We start from the raw sequence: 15,883 nt of genomic DNA on the forward strand, positions 1-15,883 counted from the left end.
CCCCGGCCGCCGAGCGTTCAGAGCACCACGGACTCGATCGGCCCGCGCAGGAAGTAGAGGACGAACAGCGCGGCCACCCCGTACAGCAGGGGGTGGACCTCGCGGACCTTGCCCTTGGCCAGCTTCAGCAGGACAAAGGTGATCACGCCCGCGCCGATGCCGTTCGAGATCGAATAGGTGAAGGGCATCAGCACGATGGTGAGGAACGCCGGGATGGCGATCTCGTAGTCGGTCCAGTCGATGGTGCGGACCGCCGTCATCATCAGGAAGCCCACCACCACGAGGGCCGTGGACGCGGCCTCGAAGGGCACCACCACCGCCAGCGGCGCCAGGAACATGGCCAGCAGGAACAGGCCGCCGGTGACCAGGTTGGCCACCCCGGTCCGGGCGCCCTCCGCGACCCCGGCCGCGCTTTCGATGTACGACGTGTTGCTCGACACCGAGGCCGCGCCACCCGCGGCCGCGGCGATCGAGTCGACCAGCAGGATCTCCCGGGCCCGCGGCGGGGTGCCCCGCTCGTCGAGCATGTCGCCCTCCTGGCCGATGGCGACCATCGTGCCCATGGTGTCGAAGAAGTCCGTGATGAGCAGGGTGAACACGAACATCAACGGGACCAGCCAGCCGACCCGGGCCCACGAGTCCAGCACGTTGAAGTTGCCGAGCAGGGAGAGGTCGGGGACGTCCACCACCTTCTCCGGCAGTTCGGGCACGTTCAGCGCCCAGCCCTTGGGGTTGGGCTTGCCGTTGACGAAGGACGGCCCGATGTTGCCGACCGCCTCCACGATGATCGCCAGCACGGTGGAGACCAGGATGCCGATCAGGATCGCGCCGCGGATCCGGCGTACCACCAGCACCAGCGTGAGCAGCAGGCCCACCACGAAGACCAGCAGGGGCCAGCTGACGATCTTGCCGCTGATGCCCAGCCCGACCGGCACGGTCGTGTTCGCGACGTCCGGCACCCGCCGGACGAAGCCGGCGTCGACCAGGCCGATGATGGTCAGGAAGAGGCCGATGCCCACACCGATCGCCGTCTTGAGCTGGGTCGGCACCGAGCGGAACACCGCGGTACGCAGCCCGGTGAGCACGAGGATGCCGATGAGCACACCCTCGATCACCACGAGCCCCATGGCGTCCGCCCAGGTCATCTGCGGCGCGATCTCGAACGCGACCAGCGCGTTCACGCCCAGCCCGGCGGCCAGCGCGATCGGGAACCGGGCCACCACGCCCATCAGGATGGTCATCACGCCGGCGACCAGCGCGGTGGCCGCCGCCAGCGCCGGGATGGCGAGCTTGCGCCCGTCGCCGTCGACCGCGCTGCCCAGGATCAGCGGGTTCAGCACCACGATGTACGCCATCGTGAAGAACGTGGCCAGACCGCCCCGGACCTCCCGGCCCGGCGTCGACCGGCGGGCGGAGATCTCGAAGAAGCGGTCGAAGGCGTTGCGCGGGTGCGCGGGATCGGGTGGGGTGCCGTGGTCCGGCGGCGGCGCTATGGCCATCGGGTCCTCACATATTGATCGACCGGTTGTCGCGCGCATCGTCCCAGATCACTCACGGGCAGGGAAGAACGATCGCGTACGCTGGGCGCGTGCCCCAGGAGCAACAACCGCGGCCCGAGCCGCTCGACCCGCCGATGGTGCCGTTCGCCGTCGCCGGGCTGATCGTCTGGGCGGTGGCCGGGCTGGTGCTGCTGCTCTTCTTCCGCGACTGGCTCACCGAGCACGGGCACGAGAACTGGCTCTGGACGTGCCTCGCCGGTTTCCTGTGGGGCTTTCCCGGGCTGGCCGTGATGATGCGGCACGACGCCAACCGGCGCCGCCGCCGGTTGGCCACCGCCCGTCAGAGCTGACCGGTCAGGGCTGACCCGTCAGGGGTGGCCGTACGGCTCCGCCGGCTCGGCCGCCTCCACCGAGCCCGGGGCCCGGCTCACCGACACCGCTTCCACCGCGCTGTCGTCGTAGACCGTGGGCAGCTCGTCCACCGGGCTCTCGGCCGCCTCGATCAGCGTCTCCGAGTGGGCGCCGCAGCCGTGGTCGGCGCTGACCACCCGGCCGTCGTCGGGGGCGTAGAAGTTGCCGCAGGCGCCGAAGGACTGCCGCAGGGCGCCGGCGAGCGGCAGGTAGAAGCCGCAGGTGCCGCAGCGGGCGGCGGCCGGCGCGGCCACCGAGATCGCGGCGTCGGGCCCGTGGTCGCCGTCGTACCAGCGCTGGGCGGCCTCAGTGCGCCCCTCCCGGGACAGCACCCGGGCCCGGCCGAGGCCGAGCTCCCAGGCGGTCTCCTCGACGGCCGGGTCGTCGGAGAGCAGGTAGCCGGGGGCCAGCCGCTCGTCGTCCGCCGGGGTGGGGAGCAGGTCACCGGGGCCCAGGTCGCCCGGCTTGAGCCGCTCCTGCCAGGGCAGCCAGCCCGGGGCGAGCAGCGCGTCGCCGCCCGGCAGCAGCACCGTCTCGCAGACGGTGACCGTGCGGCTGCGCGGCACCCGGGTCACCGTGACGGCCCAGCGCCAGCCGCGGTAGCCGGCGAGGCGGCACTCGAAGTAGTGCGTGACGAGCCGGTCGCCCTCGGCGACCGCCTGGAGGTGGTCGCCGACGTCGGAGGGGTCGACCTCGGTGATGGCGGAGCGGGCCACCTCGACGGCGGCGGCGCACACCTGGTCGAGCCGGGGAGCGCGGGCGGAGGCGGGCCTGGTCACCGGACCATTGTTCCCCATGCCGGCGGTGGAGTGACAGGCACTCCCCGGTGTCGTTCTCCCCGGGTGGTGCGGCACGGGTGGAGGAGATGGGCGAGGATGGGACACATGCCGCTGTCCTCCCGCTCCGGCCGGTCCGTCCTCGGGCGGACTTTCGGCACCGGCATCCGCGCCACCCGCCTGCTGCTCCGGGGCTCGCTGCACGGCGGGCGGTGGATGACCCGGCGGGCCGGAACGGCCCGGGCCCGCAGCGCCGGCAACGAGGTCGGCATGGTCCGCCTCTTCGACCTGCACGCCCTCTCCTGCGCCGGGGACACCCTGATCGCCATCGGCCTGGCCGGGACGATCTTCTTCGACGTGCCGCTCGGCGAGGCACGCAACAAGGTCGCGCTCTACCTGCTGGTGACCATGGTCCCGTTCGCCATGCTCGCCCCCGTGGTCGGCCCGCTGCTGGACCACTTCCGGCACGGCCGCCGGTACGCGCTGGCCGCCACCATGCTGGGCCGCGCCTTCCTGGCCTGGTTGATCTCCGACTACATCGGCGGCTTCGGGCTCTACCCGGCCGCGTTCGGGGTGCTCGCCCTCTCCCGGGCGTACGGGGTGGCCCGCTCGGCGGCGGTGCCCCGGCTCCTGCCGGAAGGGCTCGGGCTGTCCCAGGTGGGTGCGCGGGCGAGCGTCTACGGCACGGTGGCCGGTGCGCTGGTCGCCCCGATCGGGCTGGCCGCGTTCTGGTTCGGGGCGCAGTGGCCGCTGCGGGTCGCCTCTCTGATCTTCCTCATCGGCATGGTGATCTCGCTCCGGCTGCCGCCGCGGGCGGACTCGGAGCCGCCGGAGCGGGTGCCGCGTCCGCTGCGGGCGCTGCGCCGCAGGGACGGGGAACGCCCGCTGGGCCGGGGGCGGCCGGCCGGCCGGCTGGTGATCGCCACCCTGATCGGCGCGGCGGCGCTGCGCGGGCTCTACGGCTTCCTGCTGCTCTTCCTGGCCTTCGCGATCAAGGGCGGCGACCTCACCACCGACTTCTTCGGCCGGAACCTGGGCGCCCAGGGCGCGCTGGGCCTGGTCGGCGGCGCGCTGGCGGTGGGCAGCTTCCTGGCCACCGCGATCGGCACCCGGCTGCACATCCACCGCCCGACGGCGATCCAGTCCAGCGGCACGATCATCGTCGCCGGGGTGGCGGTGCTCGCCGCGCTGAAGTTCTCGCTGCCCATGGTGGCGCTGCTCTGCCTCGTCACCTCGCTGTTCAGCGGGATCGCCAAGCTCGCGGTCGACGCGTCGATCCAGGAGCGGATCCCGGAGCGGCTGCGGGCCAGTTCCTTCGCCCACTCGGAAACCGCGCTGATGCTCGCCTTCGTGGCCGGCGGCGGGCTGGGCCTGGTCCCGTTCACCGGCGTGGTCGGGGTGGCGGTCGCCGCCTGCGTGGCCGCGCTGGTGGCCGCCCGCGGGGTGCTGGTGGCCACCCGGCTGCGCGGCGAACACCTCGTCGGGCGCCCGCTCGGCGACGACGAACTGGCCGCCGGGCAGGGCACGGAGTTCGACGATCCCGCCCCCACCTCGCCGGCCCCGCCCCGGGCCGACCCACCGCCGCCGGTCGACGACGACGAGCTGGCGCCGCCCGGGTTCCACATCTACCGCCCCTCCTCCTCGGTCGGCGGGCCGGGTGGGAGCGAGGAGGAGAACCGGCGGGAGCCGCGGGGACCGGTGGCGTGAGCGGGTTGCTGGTGGTGACCGCGGTACCCGCCGAGGCGGACGCGGTCCGGGCGGGCCTCACCGATCCCACGGTCACCGTCGTACCGGTCGGGGTCGGACCCGCCGTCGCCGGCGCGGCCACCGCGCGGCTGCTGGCGCTCGCCGAGGCGGCCGGACGCCCGTACCGGGCGGTGGTCAGCGCGGGCATCGCGGGCGGCTTCGTCGGCCGGGCGCCGGTCGGCGGCACCGTGCTGGCCGACCGCAGCGTCGCCGCCGACCTGGGCGCCGAGTCGCCCACCGGCTTCATCCCCGTGGAGGACCTGGGCATGCCGGCCGAGCTGCTGGGCGGCGGCAGCGTCGTACCCGCCGACCCGGGCCTGCTGGGCGCCCTGCGGACCGCCCTACCGGCGGCCACCGTCGGCACGGTGCTCACGATCAGCACGGTGACCGGCACCGCCGCGAGCACGGCGGCCCTCGCCGACCGGCACCCCGACGCCGTGGCCGAGGCCATGGAGGGGTACGGCGTCGCCGTCGCCGCCACCCAGGCCGGCCTGCCCTTCGCCGAGCTGCGGACGGTGTCCAACCCGATCGGCCCCCGCGACCGCGGGTCGTGGCGGATGCGCGAGGCGTTCGCCGCGCTCACCGCGGCGGCCGCCGCCCTCCGCTGAGGTCACTCGCCGGGGACGACGAGCCCTGACTCGTACGCGTAGACGACGGCCTGGACCCGGTCGCGCCGGTCGAGCTTGGTGAGGATCCGGCTCACATGGGTCTTGACGGTCTGCTCGGCGATGACGAGGTCGGCCGCGATCTCCTGGTTGGACAGGCCGCGCGCCATGAGCACGAGCACCTCGACCTCGCGCGGGGTCAGCGTGTCGAGGGCGGCCGGCCGGTGGCGGGCGCCGGGCGACTGCCGGGCGAACTGGGCGATCAGCCGCCGGGTGACGGACGGGGCGAGCAGGGCGTCGCCGGCCGCCACCACCCGCACCGCCTGCACCAGCTCGCTGGCCGGGGCGTCCTTGAGCAGGAAGCCGGAGGCGCCGGCGCGCAGCGCCTCGTAGACGTAGTCGTCGAGGTCGAAGGTGGTGAGCATGAGCACCCTGGGCCGGTGCGCCGGCGGCGGGGCGTCGAGCAGCAGTCGGGTGGCGGCGAGCCCGTCCAGCCTGGGCATCCGCACGTCCATGAGGACGACGTCGGGCCGGAGCCGGCGGGCCAGCGTGACGGCCTCCAGCCCGTCGGCGGCGCCGCCGACCACGGTGAGGTCCGGCTGGGCGGCCAGCAGCGCGCCGAACCCCTCGCGCACCATCGCCTGATCGTCGACGATCAGCACGCTTGTGGTCACGACACGTCCTCGGGCTCGTCGGCGCACGGGAAGGTGGCCACGACGGCGAAGCCACCCGCGCCGTCGAGGCCGGCCGACAGGGTGCCACCCAGGAGGGTGACCCGCTCACGCATGCCGGCCAGGCCGTGCCCGCCGGTCCGCGGCTGCGGCGGTACGTCCGGCGCGGCGTTGACGACGCTGACCCGCAGCAGGTCGGTGTCGCGGCGCACGGCCACGGCCACCGGGGCGCGGCCGGCGTGCCGGGCGGCGTTGGACAGCGACTCCTGCACGACGCGGTACGCGCACAGGCCGACGGTGGCCGGCACCCCGGCGGTGCCGGTGCTGTCCAGGGTGACCGGCACACCGGCCCGGCGCGCGCCCTCGACCAGGGCGGGCAGGTCGTCCAGGGTGGGCTGCGGCGCGCGCTCCGGCGGGTCGGCGCCGCGCAGCGTGCCCAGCAGCCGTCGCATGTCGGCGAGGGCCTCCCGAGCGCCGGCGCTGATCGAGGCGAACTCGGCGCGCACCGGCTCGGGCACCTCCGGGTGCCGGTACGGCGCGGTCTCGGCCTGCACGGCGATGAGGGACATGTGGTGGGCGACCACGTCGTGCAACTCCCGGGCGATGCGGGCGCGCTCTTCGAGGGCGGCGCGGCGGGCGTACTCGGCGCGGGTCAGCTCGGCCTGCCGGTGCAGCGCGCGGCGGGCCCCGGCGCGGCCGGCGAGCGCGTCGAGCAGGACCGCGTACGCGGCCAGCGCGAGGCTGCCGCCGATGCTGTCCGGGCCGGGGATCCACAGCCACAGCACGGCCACCATCAGCGCCCACATCGTCCACAGTGCCGGCCGGCCGTACCGCAGCGCGGCCACCGTGAACGCCAGCACGAACACCGGGATCTGCGGCGGGTCCCAGGCCCAACTGCCCCAGGGATCCCCGGGGGCGAGCGGGGTGAGCAGGGCGGCCAGCCAGCCGACCCGCCAGGCCAGCAGCGGGTACCGGATGAGCAGCGCGAGCGGCGCCACCTCGGCCAGGCCGACCAGGGTGGCCCAGCCGTCCGCGCCGGGATGGGCCCGGGCGGCGAGCGCGGCGCACAACGGGAACCCGACGACGGTGGCGGTGGTGAGCAGCACGACCACCGCCCGGCGTACCGGGGCGGGCCGCCCCGCCAGCCAGGACGGCGCCGGGTCGGTCGCCGTCACGACGGTCCGCACCCCGCGCCACCCGTGCCGGGCGATCCGACGGCCGATGGTCTGCATCACGGGCGAGCCTATAGAGCGCGGGCCGGCCGGCGCGTGGCGCTGACGGGGGATCTCGCGGCCGGCGCCGTCATACCCGAGAGCCACCCGAGGTTGGCTCCGCGCGGCGATGCGCCGGGACCACTCCGCTCCGTAGCGTCCCCGCTGACCAGGACGTCGAGAGTCGAAGGAGCCAGCCATGACGATGACCCAGGTACGCGGAGACTGGCCCGGCCACGCCCGTGGCGTGCTCCTCGACGCCGTGTACTGCGGCGGGCTGGCGGTGGTGAGCGTGGCCGGGCTGGGCCTGGTCCTGGCCGGCCGGCCCGCGGCGGCGGCCCGGCTGTCCGGCCGTTGGCAGCGGCTGCGCGGGGAACGGGCCACCCAGCCGGTCCGGGCCCTGCCGGTGGCCGGCAACGCGCTCATGGGGCTGGTGCTGGGGGTGCTGGCCGTCATCCCGCTCGGGATCGAGGCGCTGTTCGTGGCCCGGGGCGTGCTGTACGGCGTGGTGGACGGCGGCCCGTACGACACCTCGTGGGGTGGTCCCACCCGGGGCGGCGCCTGGTTGGCGCACTTCCTCGTGGGGGTGCCGTTCGCGCTCGCCGGGCTGGTGGCGCTGGCCGGCCTCGCCCGGCTGCACCGGCGCTGGACGGCTCACCTGGCCGGTGAGCGCGGCGGCGCGTGGGTGGTGCCGGTGGCGCTGCTGGCGTGCGCGGCCGCGGCGGTGCTCTTCGTCGCCTGGCTGCACCAGATCTGAGCCGCAGGCGGCCGGTTCCCCGTCACACCCAACGGGCCGGGGTGGCGGGCACCGGATCGGACGGGGTTACCGTGGGGGCGTGGCGCTCTCCCTGGCGATCTCGCCCTGCCCCAACGACACCTTCGTCTTCGACGCCCTGGTGCACGGCCGGGTGCCCGGCGTGCCGCCGGTCGAGGTGACCTACGCCGACGTGGACGTGACCAACACGGCCGCCGAGCGCGGGGCGTTCGACCTCGTGAAGGTGAGCTACGCGGCGCTGCCGTGGCTGCTCGACGACTACCACCTGCTGCCCTGCGGGGGCGCGCTGGGCCGGGGTTGCGGGCCGCTGGTGCTCACCCGGGGCGACCGGACCGACCTCTCCGGCGCGACGGTGGCGGTGCCGGGCGAGCGGACCACGGCGTATCTGCTGTTCCGGCTCTGGGCGGCCGACCAGGCGCCGGCGCGCATCGAGGTGGTGCCGTTCCACGAGATCATGCCGGGGGTGGCGGCCGGGCGGTACGACGCCGGGCTGGTGATCCACGAGGCGCGCTTCACCTACCCGCGGCACGGCTTGACCGCCCTGGTCGACCTGGGCGAGTGGTGGGAGGGCGACACCGGGCTGCCGATCCCGCTCGGCGCGATCCTGGCCCGCAAGGGCGCGGTCGACCCGGTCGAGGCGGCCGCCTGGATCCGCGAGTCGGTCCGGCAGGCGTGGGCCGACCCGGAGGCCAGCCGGGAGTACGTCCTCGCGCACGCGCAGGAGATGGAGCCCGACGTGGTGGACCGGCACATCGGCCTCTACGTCAACGAATTCACCGCCGACCTGGGAGAGGCCGGCTTCGCCGCCGTGGAGGCGCTGCTGGGCCGGGCCGCCGACGCCGGGCTCGTCCCTCAGACCTCCAGCTCGCGCGCCACGGCGTGGACCAGCTGAGCGATCTTCTGCGCGGTCTTCCGGTCCGGGAAGCGGCCCCGGCGCAGGTCCGGCTGGACCTTCGCCTCCAGCACCTTGATCATGTCTTCGACCAGGCCGTGCAGCTCCTCGGCCGGCCGGCGGCGCAGCTCCGCCACCGACGGCGGCGCCTCCAGCAGCTTGACCCCCATGGCCTGGGCGCCCCGCCGGCTGTCCACCACGCTGAAATCGACCCGCTGGCCGCCCTTCAGGTCGGCGACACCCGCCGGTAGCGCGCCCTTGGGCAGGAACACGTCGCCACCCTCGTCACTGGTGACGAACCCGTATCCCTTGGCCGCGTCATACCACTTCACTCGACCCGTCGGCACCTGAAAACCCCTGCTTCGCTCGGAACCTCTACCCCTCCAAGGCTAGCCCGATGATCCGGTCCAGCGCCGCCGGGAATCCGGTGAGATCATCCAGCACCAGGTGCGCTCCGGCGGCGCTCAGCTCGTCCCTCGTGCAGGGGCCGGTCGCCACTCCCACGCCCGGGATTCCCGCAGCTTGTGCGGCGACCATGTCGGCCACGTGATCGCCCACGTAGAGGGTGCCGCCGTGCTCCCGCAGCGCGGTCGCCTTCTCCTCCGCGAACAGGTCGCCGGCCAGCTCGTCGACGGCCAGGCCGAGGTGGTCCAGGTGAAGCTTCGCCAGCCGGCCCAACTTCGAGGTCACCACCATGACGCGGCCGCCGCGGGCGTGCACCGCCTCGATCGCGGCCTCGGCGCCGGGCATCGGCACGGTCGGGGTGATCGCGTACGCCGGGTAGAGCTCCCGGTACGCGGTGACCGCCTCCTCGACCTGCTCGGGCGGGAACCAGTGCGCGATCTCGGTGCGCAGCGGCGGCCCGAGACGGGAGACCGCCAGCTCGGCGTCGACGGGCACGCCGGTCTGCGCGGTCAGCGCCCGGAAGGCGGCCGCGATGCCGGGGCGCGAGTCGACCAGGGTCATGTCGAGGTCGAATCCGACCATCAGTGGGGGCATGCCGAGAACGTACCCGTCCGACGGGCGGGACAGCCCCCGGCCGGGCTAGCGTGGAACGACGATGACCACCTCACTCGCCGACCACCTGCGGACCCTCCCCGACGAGTCCCTGGCCGCACTCCTCCAGCTGCGGCCGGACCTCGTCGTGCCCGTGCCGGCTGACGTCTCCGCCCTCGCCATCCGCGCCCAGTCGCGCGTCTCCGTGGCCCGGGCGCTCGACGGGCTGGACCAGTTCACCCTCCTGATCCTGGACGCCGCCCGGCTCACCCGGGACCCGGAGGGCGGCGGCACCACCACCGAGTCCATCCTGGCCATGGCCACCGCCGGCCCGCACCCGCCCGCCCCGACCACCGTCCGCGGCGCGGTGAACAAGCTCCGCGCGCTCTTCCTGCTGTACGGGCCGGAGCACGACCTGCACGTGGTGGGCGGCGTCGACGAGGTGTCCCCGTACCCGGCGGGGCTGGGCCGGCCGGCCGCGGAGCTGGACCCGCGCGCGGCGGCCGTCTGCGCGGACCCGGCGAAGCTGCGGCGGACGCTGCTGGCCGCGCCGCCCTCGGCCCGGGCGATCCTGGACCGGCTCGCCGCCGGCCCGCCGGTCGGCACCGTGCCCCCGGGCGCGCTGGACGCCCCCGCCACCGGCGAGGAGGACGTCCTCCCGCCGGACCTGGTCAACGGCGGCGCGGCCACCGGCTCCCCGATCCGCTGGCTGGTCGAGCACCGGCTGCTGGTCCGGATGTCGGCCGTCAAGGGCGGCGGCACCGTCGAGCTGCCCCGCGAGGTGGCGCTGCTGCTGCGCCGGGACAGCGGCCCGCTCGGCCCGCTGCGCACCAGCCCGCCGCTGGTGTCGAGCCCGCCACGCGAGGCCAAGGCCGTCGACTCGGCCGGCGCCGGGCAGACCATGGAGGTGGTCCGGCACACCGAGGCGCTGCTGGAGGCCCTTGCCGCCGAGCCCGCCCCGGTGCTGCGCTCCGGCGGCGTGGGCGTCCGCGACCTGCGCCGGCTCGCCCGCGGCCTCGGGCTGGACGACCCGACGACCGCGCTGATCTTCGAGGTGGCGTACGCGGCCGGGCTGCTCGGCGAGCTGGACCTGACCGGCACGGTCACCGCCCGCTACGGGGGCGACCAGCAGATCCTGCCCACCGGCGGGTACGAGGTGTGGCGGGCCGCCTCGCTGGCCCAGCGCTGGGAGCAGCTGGCCCGCGCCTGGCTCACCATGACCCGCCAGGTGGGCCTGGTCGGCCAACGCGACGACCGGGACCGGCCCATCTCGGTGCTCTCCGCCGAGGCGGAACGGGCCGGCGCGCCGGCCGCCCGCCGCTCGGTGCTCGCCGTGCTGGCCGACCTGGCACCGGCGACCGCCCCCACCCCGGACGAGGTGCTGGAGCTGCTGGACTGGCGGGCGCCCCGCCGGGCCCGGGGCCGGGAGGCCGCGCACCGCGAGGTGCTGGCCGAGGCCGCCCAGCTCGGGGTGACCGGGCTCGGCGCGCTGACCTCGTACGGGCGGCTGCTGCTGGCCGAGCTGACCGACGCCGACGAGCGGGGCGACGACCCGCTCGGGCTGTACTCCGACGCCGAGTCGGGCGAGCCGTCCACCGCCGTCCGCGCGCTGGACGCACTGCTGCCCGCCCCCGTCGACCACTTCCTCGTGCAGGCCGACCTGACCGTCGTGGTGCCCGGCCCGCCCGACCCGGCGCTCGCCGGCGAACTGGACGTGGTGGCCGAGCACGAGTCGGCCGGCGGGGCGAGCGTGCACCGGGTCACCACGGCCAGCGTGCGGCGGGCCCTGGACGCCGGCTATTCCGCCGACGACCTGCACGCGCTGTTCCGCCGCCGGTCGCGTACGCCCGTGCCGCAGGGCCTCACCTACCTGGTGGACGACGTGGCGCGCAAGCACGGCGGGCTGCGGGTCGGCTCGGCCGGCGGCTACGTGCGCAGCGACGATGAGGCCCTGCTCACCGAGGTGCAGGCCGACAAGCGGCTGGAGGCGCTGGCCTTCCGGCGGCTGGCCCCGACGGTGCTGATCACCCCGTACCAGGTGAACCGGATGCTGACGGCGCTGCGCGACGCCGGGTACGCGCCGGTGCCCGAGGACGCCGGCGGCGCGGCGGTGCTCGCCCGGCCGAAGACCCGGCGGGCACCGGCCCGGGTGCCGGTGACCAGCCGCAGCCTCGACCCGCTCGCGGCGCCGCGGCTGCCGATGCCCCGACTGCTCGGCGTGGTCGAGCAGATCCGCCGCGGCGAGGCGGCGGCCCGGGCGGCCCGGCGGGCCCCCGCGGTGGTCCGCGGCGGAACGGCGCAGACCGGCCCGGCACCCGCGCACACCCACAGCGACGCGCTCGCCGTGCTCCAGCAGGCGGTACGCGACAAGGCGCTGGTCTGGGTCGGCTACGTCGACGCACACGGGGCGACCGCGTCCCGGCTGGTCCGGCCGGTCTCGATCGGGGCCGGCTACCTGCGCGCCGAGGACGAGCGCACCGAGATGCTGCACACCTTCGCGCTGCACCGCATCACCGCGGCGGTGCTGGAGGACTGAGGCGACGACGGCTCCAGCCCGGCGCGGCCTGGAGCCGTCGTCAGTCGCCGTTGCGGCGCAGGGTGCCGATCACCGACACGGCGAGCAGCAGCCCGAACGCGGCCCCGGCCGACTCGCCGACCGAGTCGACGAAGCCCTGCCGCTGCACCAGCAGCCCGAAGAGGAACCAGCCGAAGATGGCGGTGGCGGCGGTTGCGTAGCCGACCATGACCGCTGTCGAGACCTCCTGCTGGCGCGCCCGGTCGTTCTCGGGAAGCACGTCGTGATCGACGGTCATCTCCAGTCCCTCCCGCCCCGTGGTGGACCCGGTCTCCAGCGTGGCACCGGAAGGGGTCACCCGGACAGGGGATAAAACCCTGATCCGGGCGGGCGGGTCACGCCCTGTCGGGTATCAGGTGCCGGGACGGTGGCCGAAGACGACCACCCGGGTGCCGACCGAGCCCAGCTCCCAGAGGCGTACGGCGTCGCGGTGCAGCAGGTTCACGCAGCCGTGCGAGCCGATCCAGGGGTTGTGCAGGTAGGTCGTGGTCTCGTGGAAGCCGATCCCGCCGTTGAACCGCTGCCAGTAGGGCAGCCACACCTCGTACGGGTTGGACCACTCCCGCAGGTTCTTCCCACCCACCGAGTAGGTGCCGGTCGGGGTGGCGTAGCCGGCCATGCCGGTGCGGGTCACCGTCGGGCCCATGACCACCTTGCCGCCGCGCATCGCGAAGACGGTCTGCCGGGTCAGGTCGACGCAGAAGGTGAGGCCGGAGCCGGCGCGGCAGCGCCCGGTGTCGGTGTCGGCCAGCCGCTTCGCCACGTCGTACGTGGTGGCGCCGGCGCGACCGGCGGCCGGGCTGATCCCGTACCGGATCTGGAACTTCTTGATCGCCGTGCAGTCGGCGGCCGACTGCTTGCCGTCCACGGTCAGCGTCCCGAAGCCGCCCAGCCGGGTCAGGTACGTCTCCACGGCCTTCTGGTGCTCCCCCTGCGGGCACCCGGCGGACTTCGACGGCTTGGGCGAAGCCGGCTTCGGCGTGGTGCTGCGGGAGGGTTTCGGCGTGGCCGTCCGGCTCGGCGTCGCCGACGGGGACGTGGTCGGCTGCTCCGGCGTGGGCGTCGCGCTCGCCCCCGATGGCTGTTCCGTCATGCCGACGGGGGCCGGGGCGGCCGCCCCGGATCCGTCGCCCTGCGGATCGAGCGCGCACGCACCGACGCCGACCAGCACGACCGCTGCCAGGCTGACGGCCCGGACGGCGAACCGGACACGCTTCATGGGCCCTCCCCCTGGACAGTTGTCCTGCTTGCTAGACGTACGGGAGGAGTGTGACGTTGCCTGTCCAGCGAGACTTTTTCCGGACACCCTCGGGCGTGCAACACTGGATGGTCCGCCTTCGGCAGGTCAGCCGCCGTGCGGGCGAGAATTTCCGGCTCTTGGAGAGGACGCTGGCGTGAGCGGTGGACCACTGATCGTGCAGTCGGACAAGACCCTGCTGCTGGAGATCGACCACCCCGACGCCCAGGCGTGCCGGATGGCGATCGCGCCCTTCGCCGAGCTGGAGCGCTCCCCCGAGCACGTGCACACCTACCGGCTCACCCCGCTGGGGCTGTGGAACGCCCGGGCCGCCGGCCACGACGCCGAGGGCGTGGTGGACACGCTGATCAAGTACTCCCGCTACCCGGTGCCGCACGCGCTGCTGGTCGACGTGGCCGAGACCATGGACAGGTACGGCCGGCTCCAGCTCGCCAACGACCCGGCGCACGGCCTGGTGCTCCGCGCGCTGGACCGGGTGGTGCTCATCGAGGTCGCCAAGAGCAAGAAGCTCGCCGGGATGCTCGGCCCGAAGCTCGACGACGACACCATCCAGGTGCACCCCTCCGAGCGCGGCCGGCTCAAGCAGGCGCTGCTCAAGCTCGGCTGGCCCGCCGAGGACCTGGCCGGCTACGTGGACGGCGAGGCGCACCCCATCGAGCTGGCCGAGTCCGGCAAGGACGGCGGCAAGCCGTGGACGCTGCGGTCGTACCAGCGGGAGGCCGTCGAGGCGTTCTGGGCCGGCGGCTCCGGTGTGGTGGTGCTCCCCTGCGGCGCCGGCAAGACGCTGGTCGGCGCGGCGGCCATGGCCGAGGCCAAGGCGACCACGCTCATCCTGGTCACCAACACGGTCGCCGGCCGGCAGTGGAAGCGCGAGCTGATCGCCCGCACCTCGCTCACCGAGGAGGAGATCGGCGAGTACTCGGGCGAGCGCAAGGAGATCCGCCCGGTCACCATCGCCACGTACCAGGTGCTCACCTCGCGGCGCGGCGGCGCGTTCACCCACCTCGACCTGTTCGGCGCCCGCGACTGGGGCCTGGTCGTCTACGACGAGGTGCACCTGCTGCCCGCGCCGATCTTCCGCTTCACCGCGGACCTCCAGGCCCGCCGCCGGCTCGGCCTCACGGCGACCCTGGTACGCGAGGACGGCCGCGAGGGCGACGTGTTCAGCCTGATCGGCCCGAAGCGGTACGACGCGCCGTGGAAGGACATCGAGTCGCAGGGCTGGATCGCGCCGGCCGAGTGCACCGAGGTACGGGTGACCCTGACCGACGCGGAGCGGCTGGCGTACGCGACGGCGGAGGCCGAGGAGCGGTACCGGATGGCGGCTACCGCCCGGACGAAGTTGCCGGTGGTGCGGGCGCTCGTGGATCGGCACCCGGACGAGCAGGTGCTGGTCATTGGCGGGTACATCGACCAGTTGCACCAGCTTGGGGAGTACCTGGACGCGCCGATCGTGCAGGGGTCGACGACCAACAAGGAGCGGGAGCGGCTGTTCGACGCGTTCCGGTCGGGGGAGGTCCGGACGTTGGTGATCTCCAAGGTCGGGAACTTCTCGATCGACCTGCCTGAAGCCGCCGTGGCGATTCAGGTGTCGGGGACCTTCGGGTCTCGGCAGGAGGAGGCGCAGCGGCTGGGGCGGGTGCTCCGGCCGAAGGCCGATGGGCGGCAGGCGCACTTCTACACCGTCGTCTCGCGGGACACGATCGACACGGAGTACGCGGCTCACCGACAGCGGTTCCTGGCCGAGCAGGGGTACGCGTACACGATTGTGGACGCCGATGACGTACTCGGCCCGAAACTGCCGACGATCGACTAGCCGACTCACGTCTTACGAGTCGTGGCCGGGCGCTGGTCCATCTGGTCCCCTTATTCGACCCGATGCCCCGGTCCGTTATTGTCCCGCTGCTCTTCGCCGGTTTGGCTGCTCGGCGAGCCCCCGTAGGATTCCCGGTGACGTGAGCCGGAAGACCGCGCGCCTGTCGGATCAAACGGTGTGCACCAGCCGGAAACGCTGTGCCAGCACCAGGGTGTTGTCGTCGACCCTGAAGTCTCGGTCGCCAAGCTGCCCGCGCACTTCCTCGCTCTGCCAGAACGCCTCGTGCCGGGCCCGCCACTGCACAACAGACTCATCTCCCTCGCCCTCGTCGAGGGCTGTTGCAGATCAACATCGGCGAGCCGGACTACACGCACCTCGTTCAGCTCGATCACCGCGACGCGCCGGCCCTCAAGTCCACCACCGCCGACCGCTGGCCGACCTGAGGCAGCGGCTCATTCGCGCACTGATATCCGAGCACAATGCTGAAGGCCGAGGACTTCGCACCAGACAGGATGGCCGCCACCAGATTGTCTCGCAGCGGCCCGGGAACGCGGCTCCGTCAGAGGAAGATCATCGATCCACGCGGGAAGGGTAAGCGAACCAGCGACCCGCCACTGACTGATATCTCGCCTAAAGCGAGATGCAGCGTGTC

The 15,883-nt window shown here is 74.2% G+C and carries 15 protein-coding genes and 1 pseudogene; 7 read left to right on the forward strand and 9 right to left on the reverse strand.

Annotated features, from left to right (window positions below):
* Nucleotides 1–17: 17 nt before the first annotated feature.
* Nucleotides 18–1,499, reverse strand: coding sequence for an NCS2 family permease (locus tag IEY96_RS02825; protein ID WP_189193213.1), 1,482 nt, complete (start codon nt 1,497–1,499; stop codon nt 18–20).
* Between the two features lie 134 nt (nt 1,500–1,633).
* Between IEY96_RS02825 and IEY96_RS02830 the strand changes: the two genes are divergently transcribed.
* Entirely contained in the window at nt 1,634–1,849 is a 216-nt protein-coding gene (locus IEY96_RS02830; RefSeq protein ID WP_373293509.1) for a DUF2530 domain-containing protein, read from the forward strand.
* An 18-nt stretch (nt 1,850–1,867) separates the two neighbouring features.
* Here the strand turns inward: IEY96_RS02830 and IEY96_RS02835 are convergent, their stop codons facing one another.
* Nucleotides 1,868–2,707, reverse strand: a complete 840-nt coding sequence (locus IEY96_RS02835; protein WP_189193215.1) for a DUF3027 domain-containing protein — start codon at nt 2,705–2,707, stop codon at nt 1,868–1,870.
* 87 nt (nt 2,708–2,794) lie between these two features.
* Here IEY96_RS02835 and IEY96_RS02840 point away from each other — a divergent pair, with 87 nt between their 5' ends.
* Both IEY96_RS02840 and IEY96_RS02845 read left to right on the forward strand, forming a co-directional pair.
* Nucleotides 2,795–4,393 (forward strand): MFS transporter, encoded by a 1,599-nt coding sequence (locus IEY96_RS02840; protein WP_189193216.1) that lies wholly within the window; start codon nt 2,795–2,797, stop codon nt 4,391–4,393.
* The gene (locus IEY96_RS02845; protein WP_189193217.1) at nt 4,390–5,040 is read left to right on the forward strand and encodes a futalosine hydrolase; all 651 of its coding nucleotides are present in this window, start codon (nt 4,390–4,392) and stop codon (nt 5,038–5,040) included. The genes IEY96_RS02840 and IEY96_RS02845 overlap by 4 nt, the downstream gene beginning before the upstream one ends.
* Nucleotides 5,041–5,042: 2 nt before the next feature.
* Here the strand turns inward: IEY96_RS02845 and IEY96_RS02850 are convergent, their stop codons facing one another.
* A complete protein-coding gene (locus IEY96_RS02850; protein ID WP_189193218.1) occupies nt 5,043–5,711 on the reverse strand; it encodes a response regulator in 669 nt (222 codons plus the stop codon).
* Nucleotides 5,708–6,940: a sensor histidine kinase gene (locus IEY96_RS02855; protein ID WP_189193219.1), complete on the reverse strand. Its 1,233-nt coding sequence runs from the start codon at nt 6,938–6,940 to the stop codon at nt 5,708–5,710. Before IEY96_RS02855 ends, IEY96_RS02850 begins: the two co-directional genes overlap by 4 nt.
* Before the next feature lie 178 nt (nt 6,941–7,118).
* On the opposite strand from IEY96_RS02855, the gene IEY96_RS02860 reads away from it, so the two are divergent.
* Both IEY96_RS02860 and IEY96_RS02865 read left to right on the forward strand, forming a co-directional pair.
* Nucleotides 7,119–7,676: a hypothetical protein gene (locus tag IEY96_RS02860; RefSeq protein WP_189193220.1), complete on the forward strand. Its 558-nt coding sequence runs from the start codon at nt 7,119–7,121 to the stop codon at nt 7,674–7,676.
* Between the two features lie 79 nt (nt 7,677–7,755).
* The gene (locus IEY96_RS02865; protein WP_189193221.1) at nt 7,756–8,586 is read left to right on the forward strand and encodes a 1,4-dihydroxy-6-naphtoate synthase; all 831 of its coding nucleotides are present in this window, start codon (nt 7,756–7,758) and stop codon (nt 8,584–8,586) included.
* Here IEY96_RS02865 and IEY96_RS02870 read toward each other — a convergent pair.
* Both IEY96_RS02870 and IEY96_RS02875 read right to left on the reverse strand, forming a co-directional pair.
* Nucleotides 8,547–8,933, reverse strand: coding sequence for a cold-shock protein (locus IEY96_RS02870; RefSeq protein WP_026267952.1), 387 nt, complete (start codon nt 8,931–8,933; stop codon nt 8,547–8,549). The two genes, IEY96_RS02865 and IEY96_RS02870, sit on opposite strands and share 40 nt — an antisense overlap.
* Nucleotides 8,934–8,961: 28 nt before the next feature.
* A complete protein-coding gene (locus IEY96_RS02875) occupies nt 8,962–9,585 on the reverse strand; it encodes an HAD family hydrolase (protein ID WP_189193222.1) in 624 nt (207 codons plus the stop codon).
* 61 nt (nt 9,586–9,646) lie between these two features.
* Between IEY96_RS02875 and IEY96_RS02880 the strand changes: the two genes are divergently transcribed.
* Nucleotides 9,647–12,118 carry a helicase-associated domain-containing protein gene (locus tag IEY96_RS02880; RefSeq protein WP_189193223.1) on the forward strand — a complete coding sequence of 824 codons (2,472 nt, stop codon included), beginning with the start codon at nt 9,647–9,649 and terminating at the stop codon, nt 12,116–12,118.
* 40 nt (nt 12,119–12,158) lie between these two features.
* On the opposite strand, the gene IEY96_RS02885 is transcribed toward IEY96_RS02880, so the two are convergent.
* Together IEY96_RS02885 and IEY96_RS02890 are read right to left on the reverse strand one after the other, a co-directional pair.
* Nucleotides 12,159–12,455, reverse strand: a complete 297-nt coding sequence (locus tag IEY96_RS02885; RefSeq protein WP_373293512.1) for a hypothetical protein — start codon at nt 12,453–12,455, stop codon at nt 12,159–12,161.
* Between the two features lie 54 nt (nt 12,456–12,509).
* Nucleotides 12,510–13,376, reverse strand: coding sequence for a L,D-transpeptidase family protein (locus tag IEY96_RS02890; RefSeq protein ID WP_189193224.1), 867 nt, complete (start codon nt 13,374–13,376; stop codon nt 12,510–12,512).
* 175 nt (nt 13,377–13,551) lie between these two features.
* Between IEY96_RS02890 and IEY96_RS02895 the strand changes: the two genes are divergently transcribed.
* Entirely contained in the window at nt 13,552–15,231 is a 1,680-nt protein-coding gene (locus tag IEY96_RS02895; RefSeq protein ID WP_189193225.1) for a DNA repair helicase XPB, read from the forward strand.
* A gap of 168 nt (nt 15,232–15,399) precedes the next feature.
* Here the strand turns inward: IEY96_RS02895 and IEY96_RS02900 are convergent.
* Nucleotides 15,400–15,769 (reverse strand): annotated as a pseudogene (locus tag IEY96_RS02900) (ASCH domain-containing protein).
* Nucleotides 15,770–15,883: the final 114 nt, after the last annotated feature.

It is taken from the genome of Micromonospora fulviviridis (assembly GCF_014648395.1).
GTDB lineage: Bacteria > Actinomycetota > Actinomycetes > Mycobacteriales > Micromonosporaceae > Micromonospora > Micromonospora fulviviridis.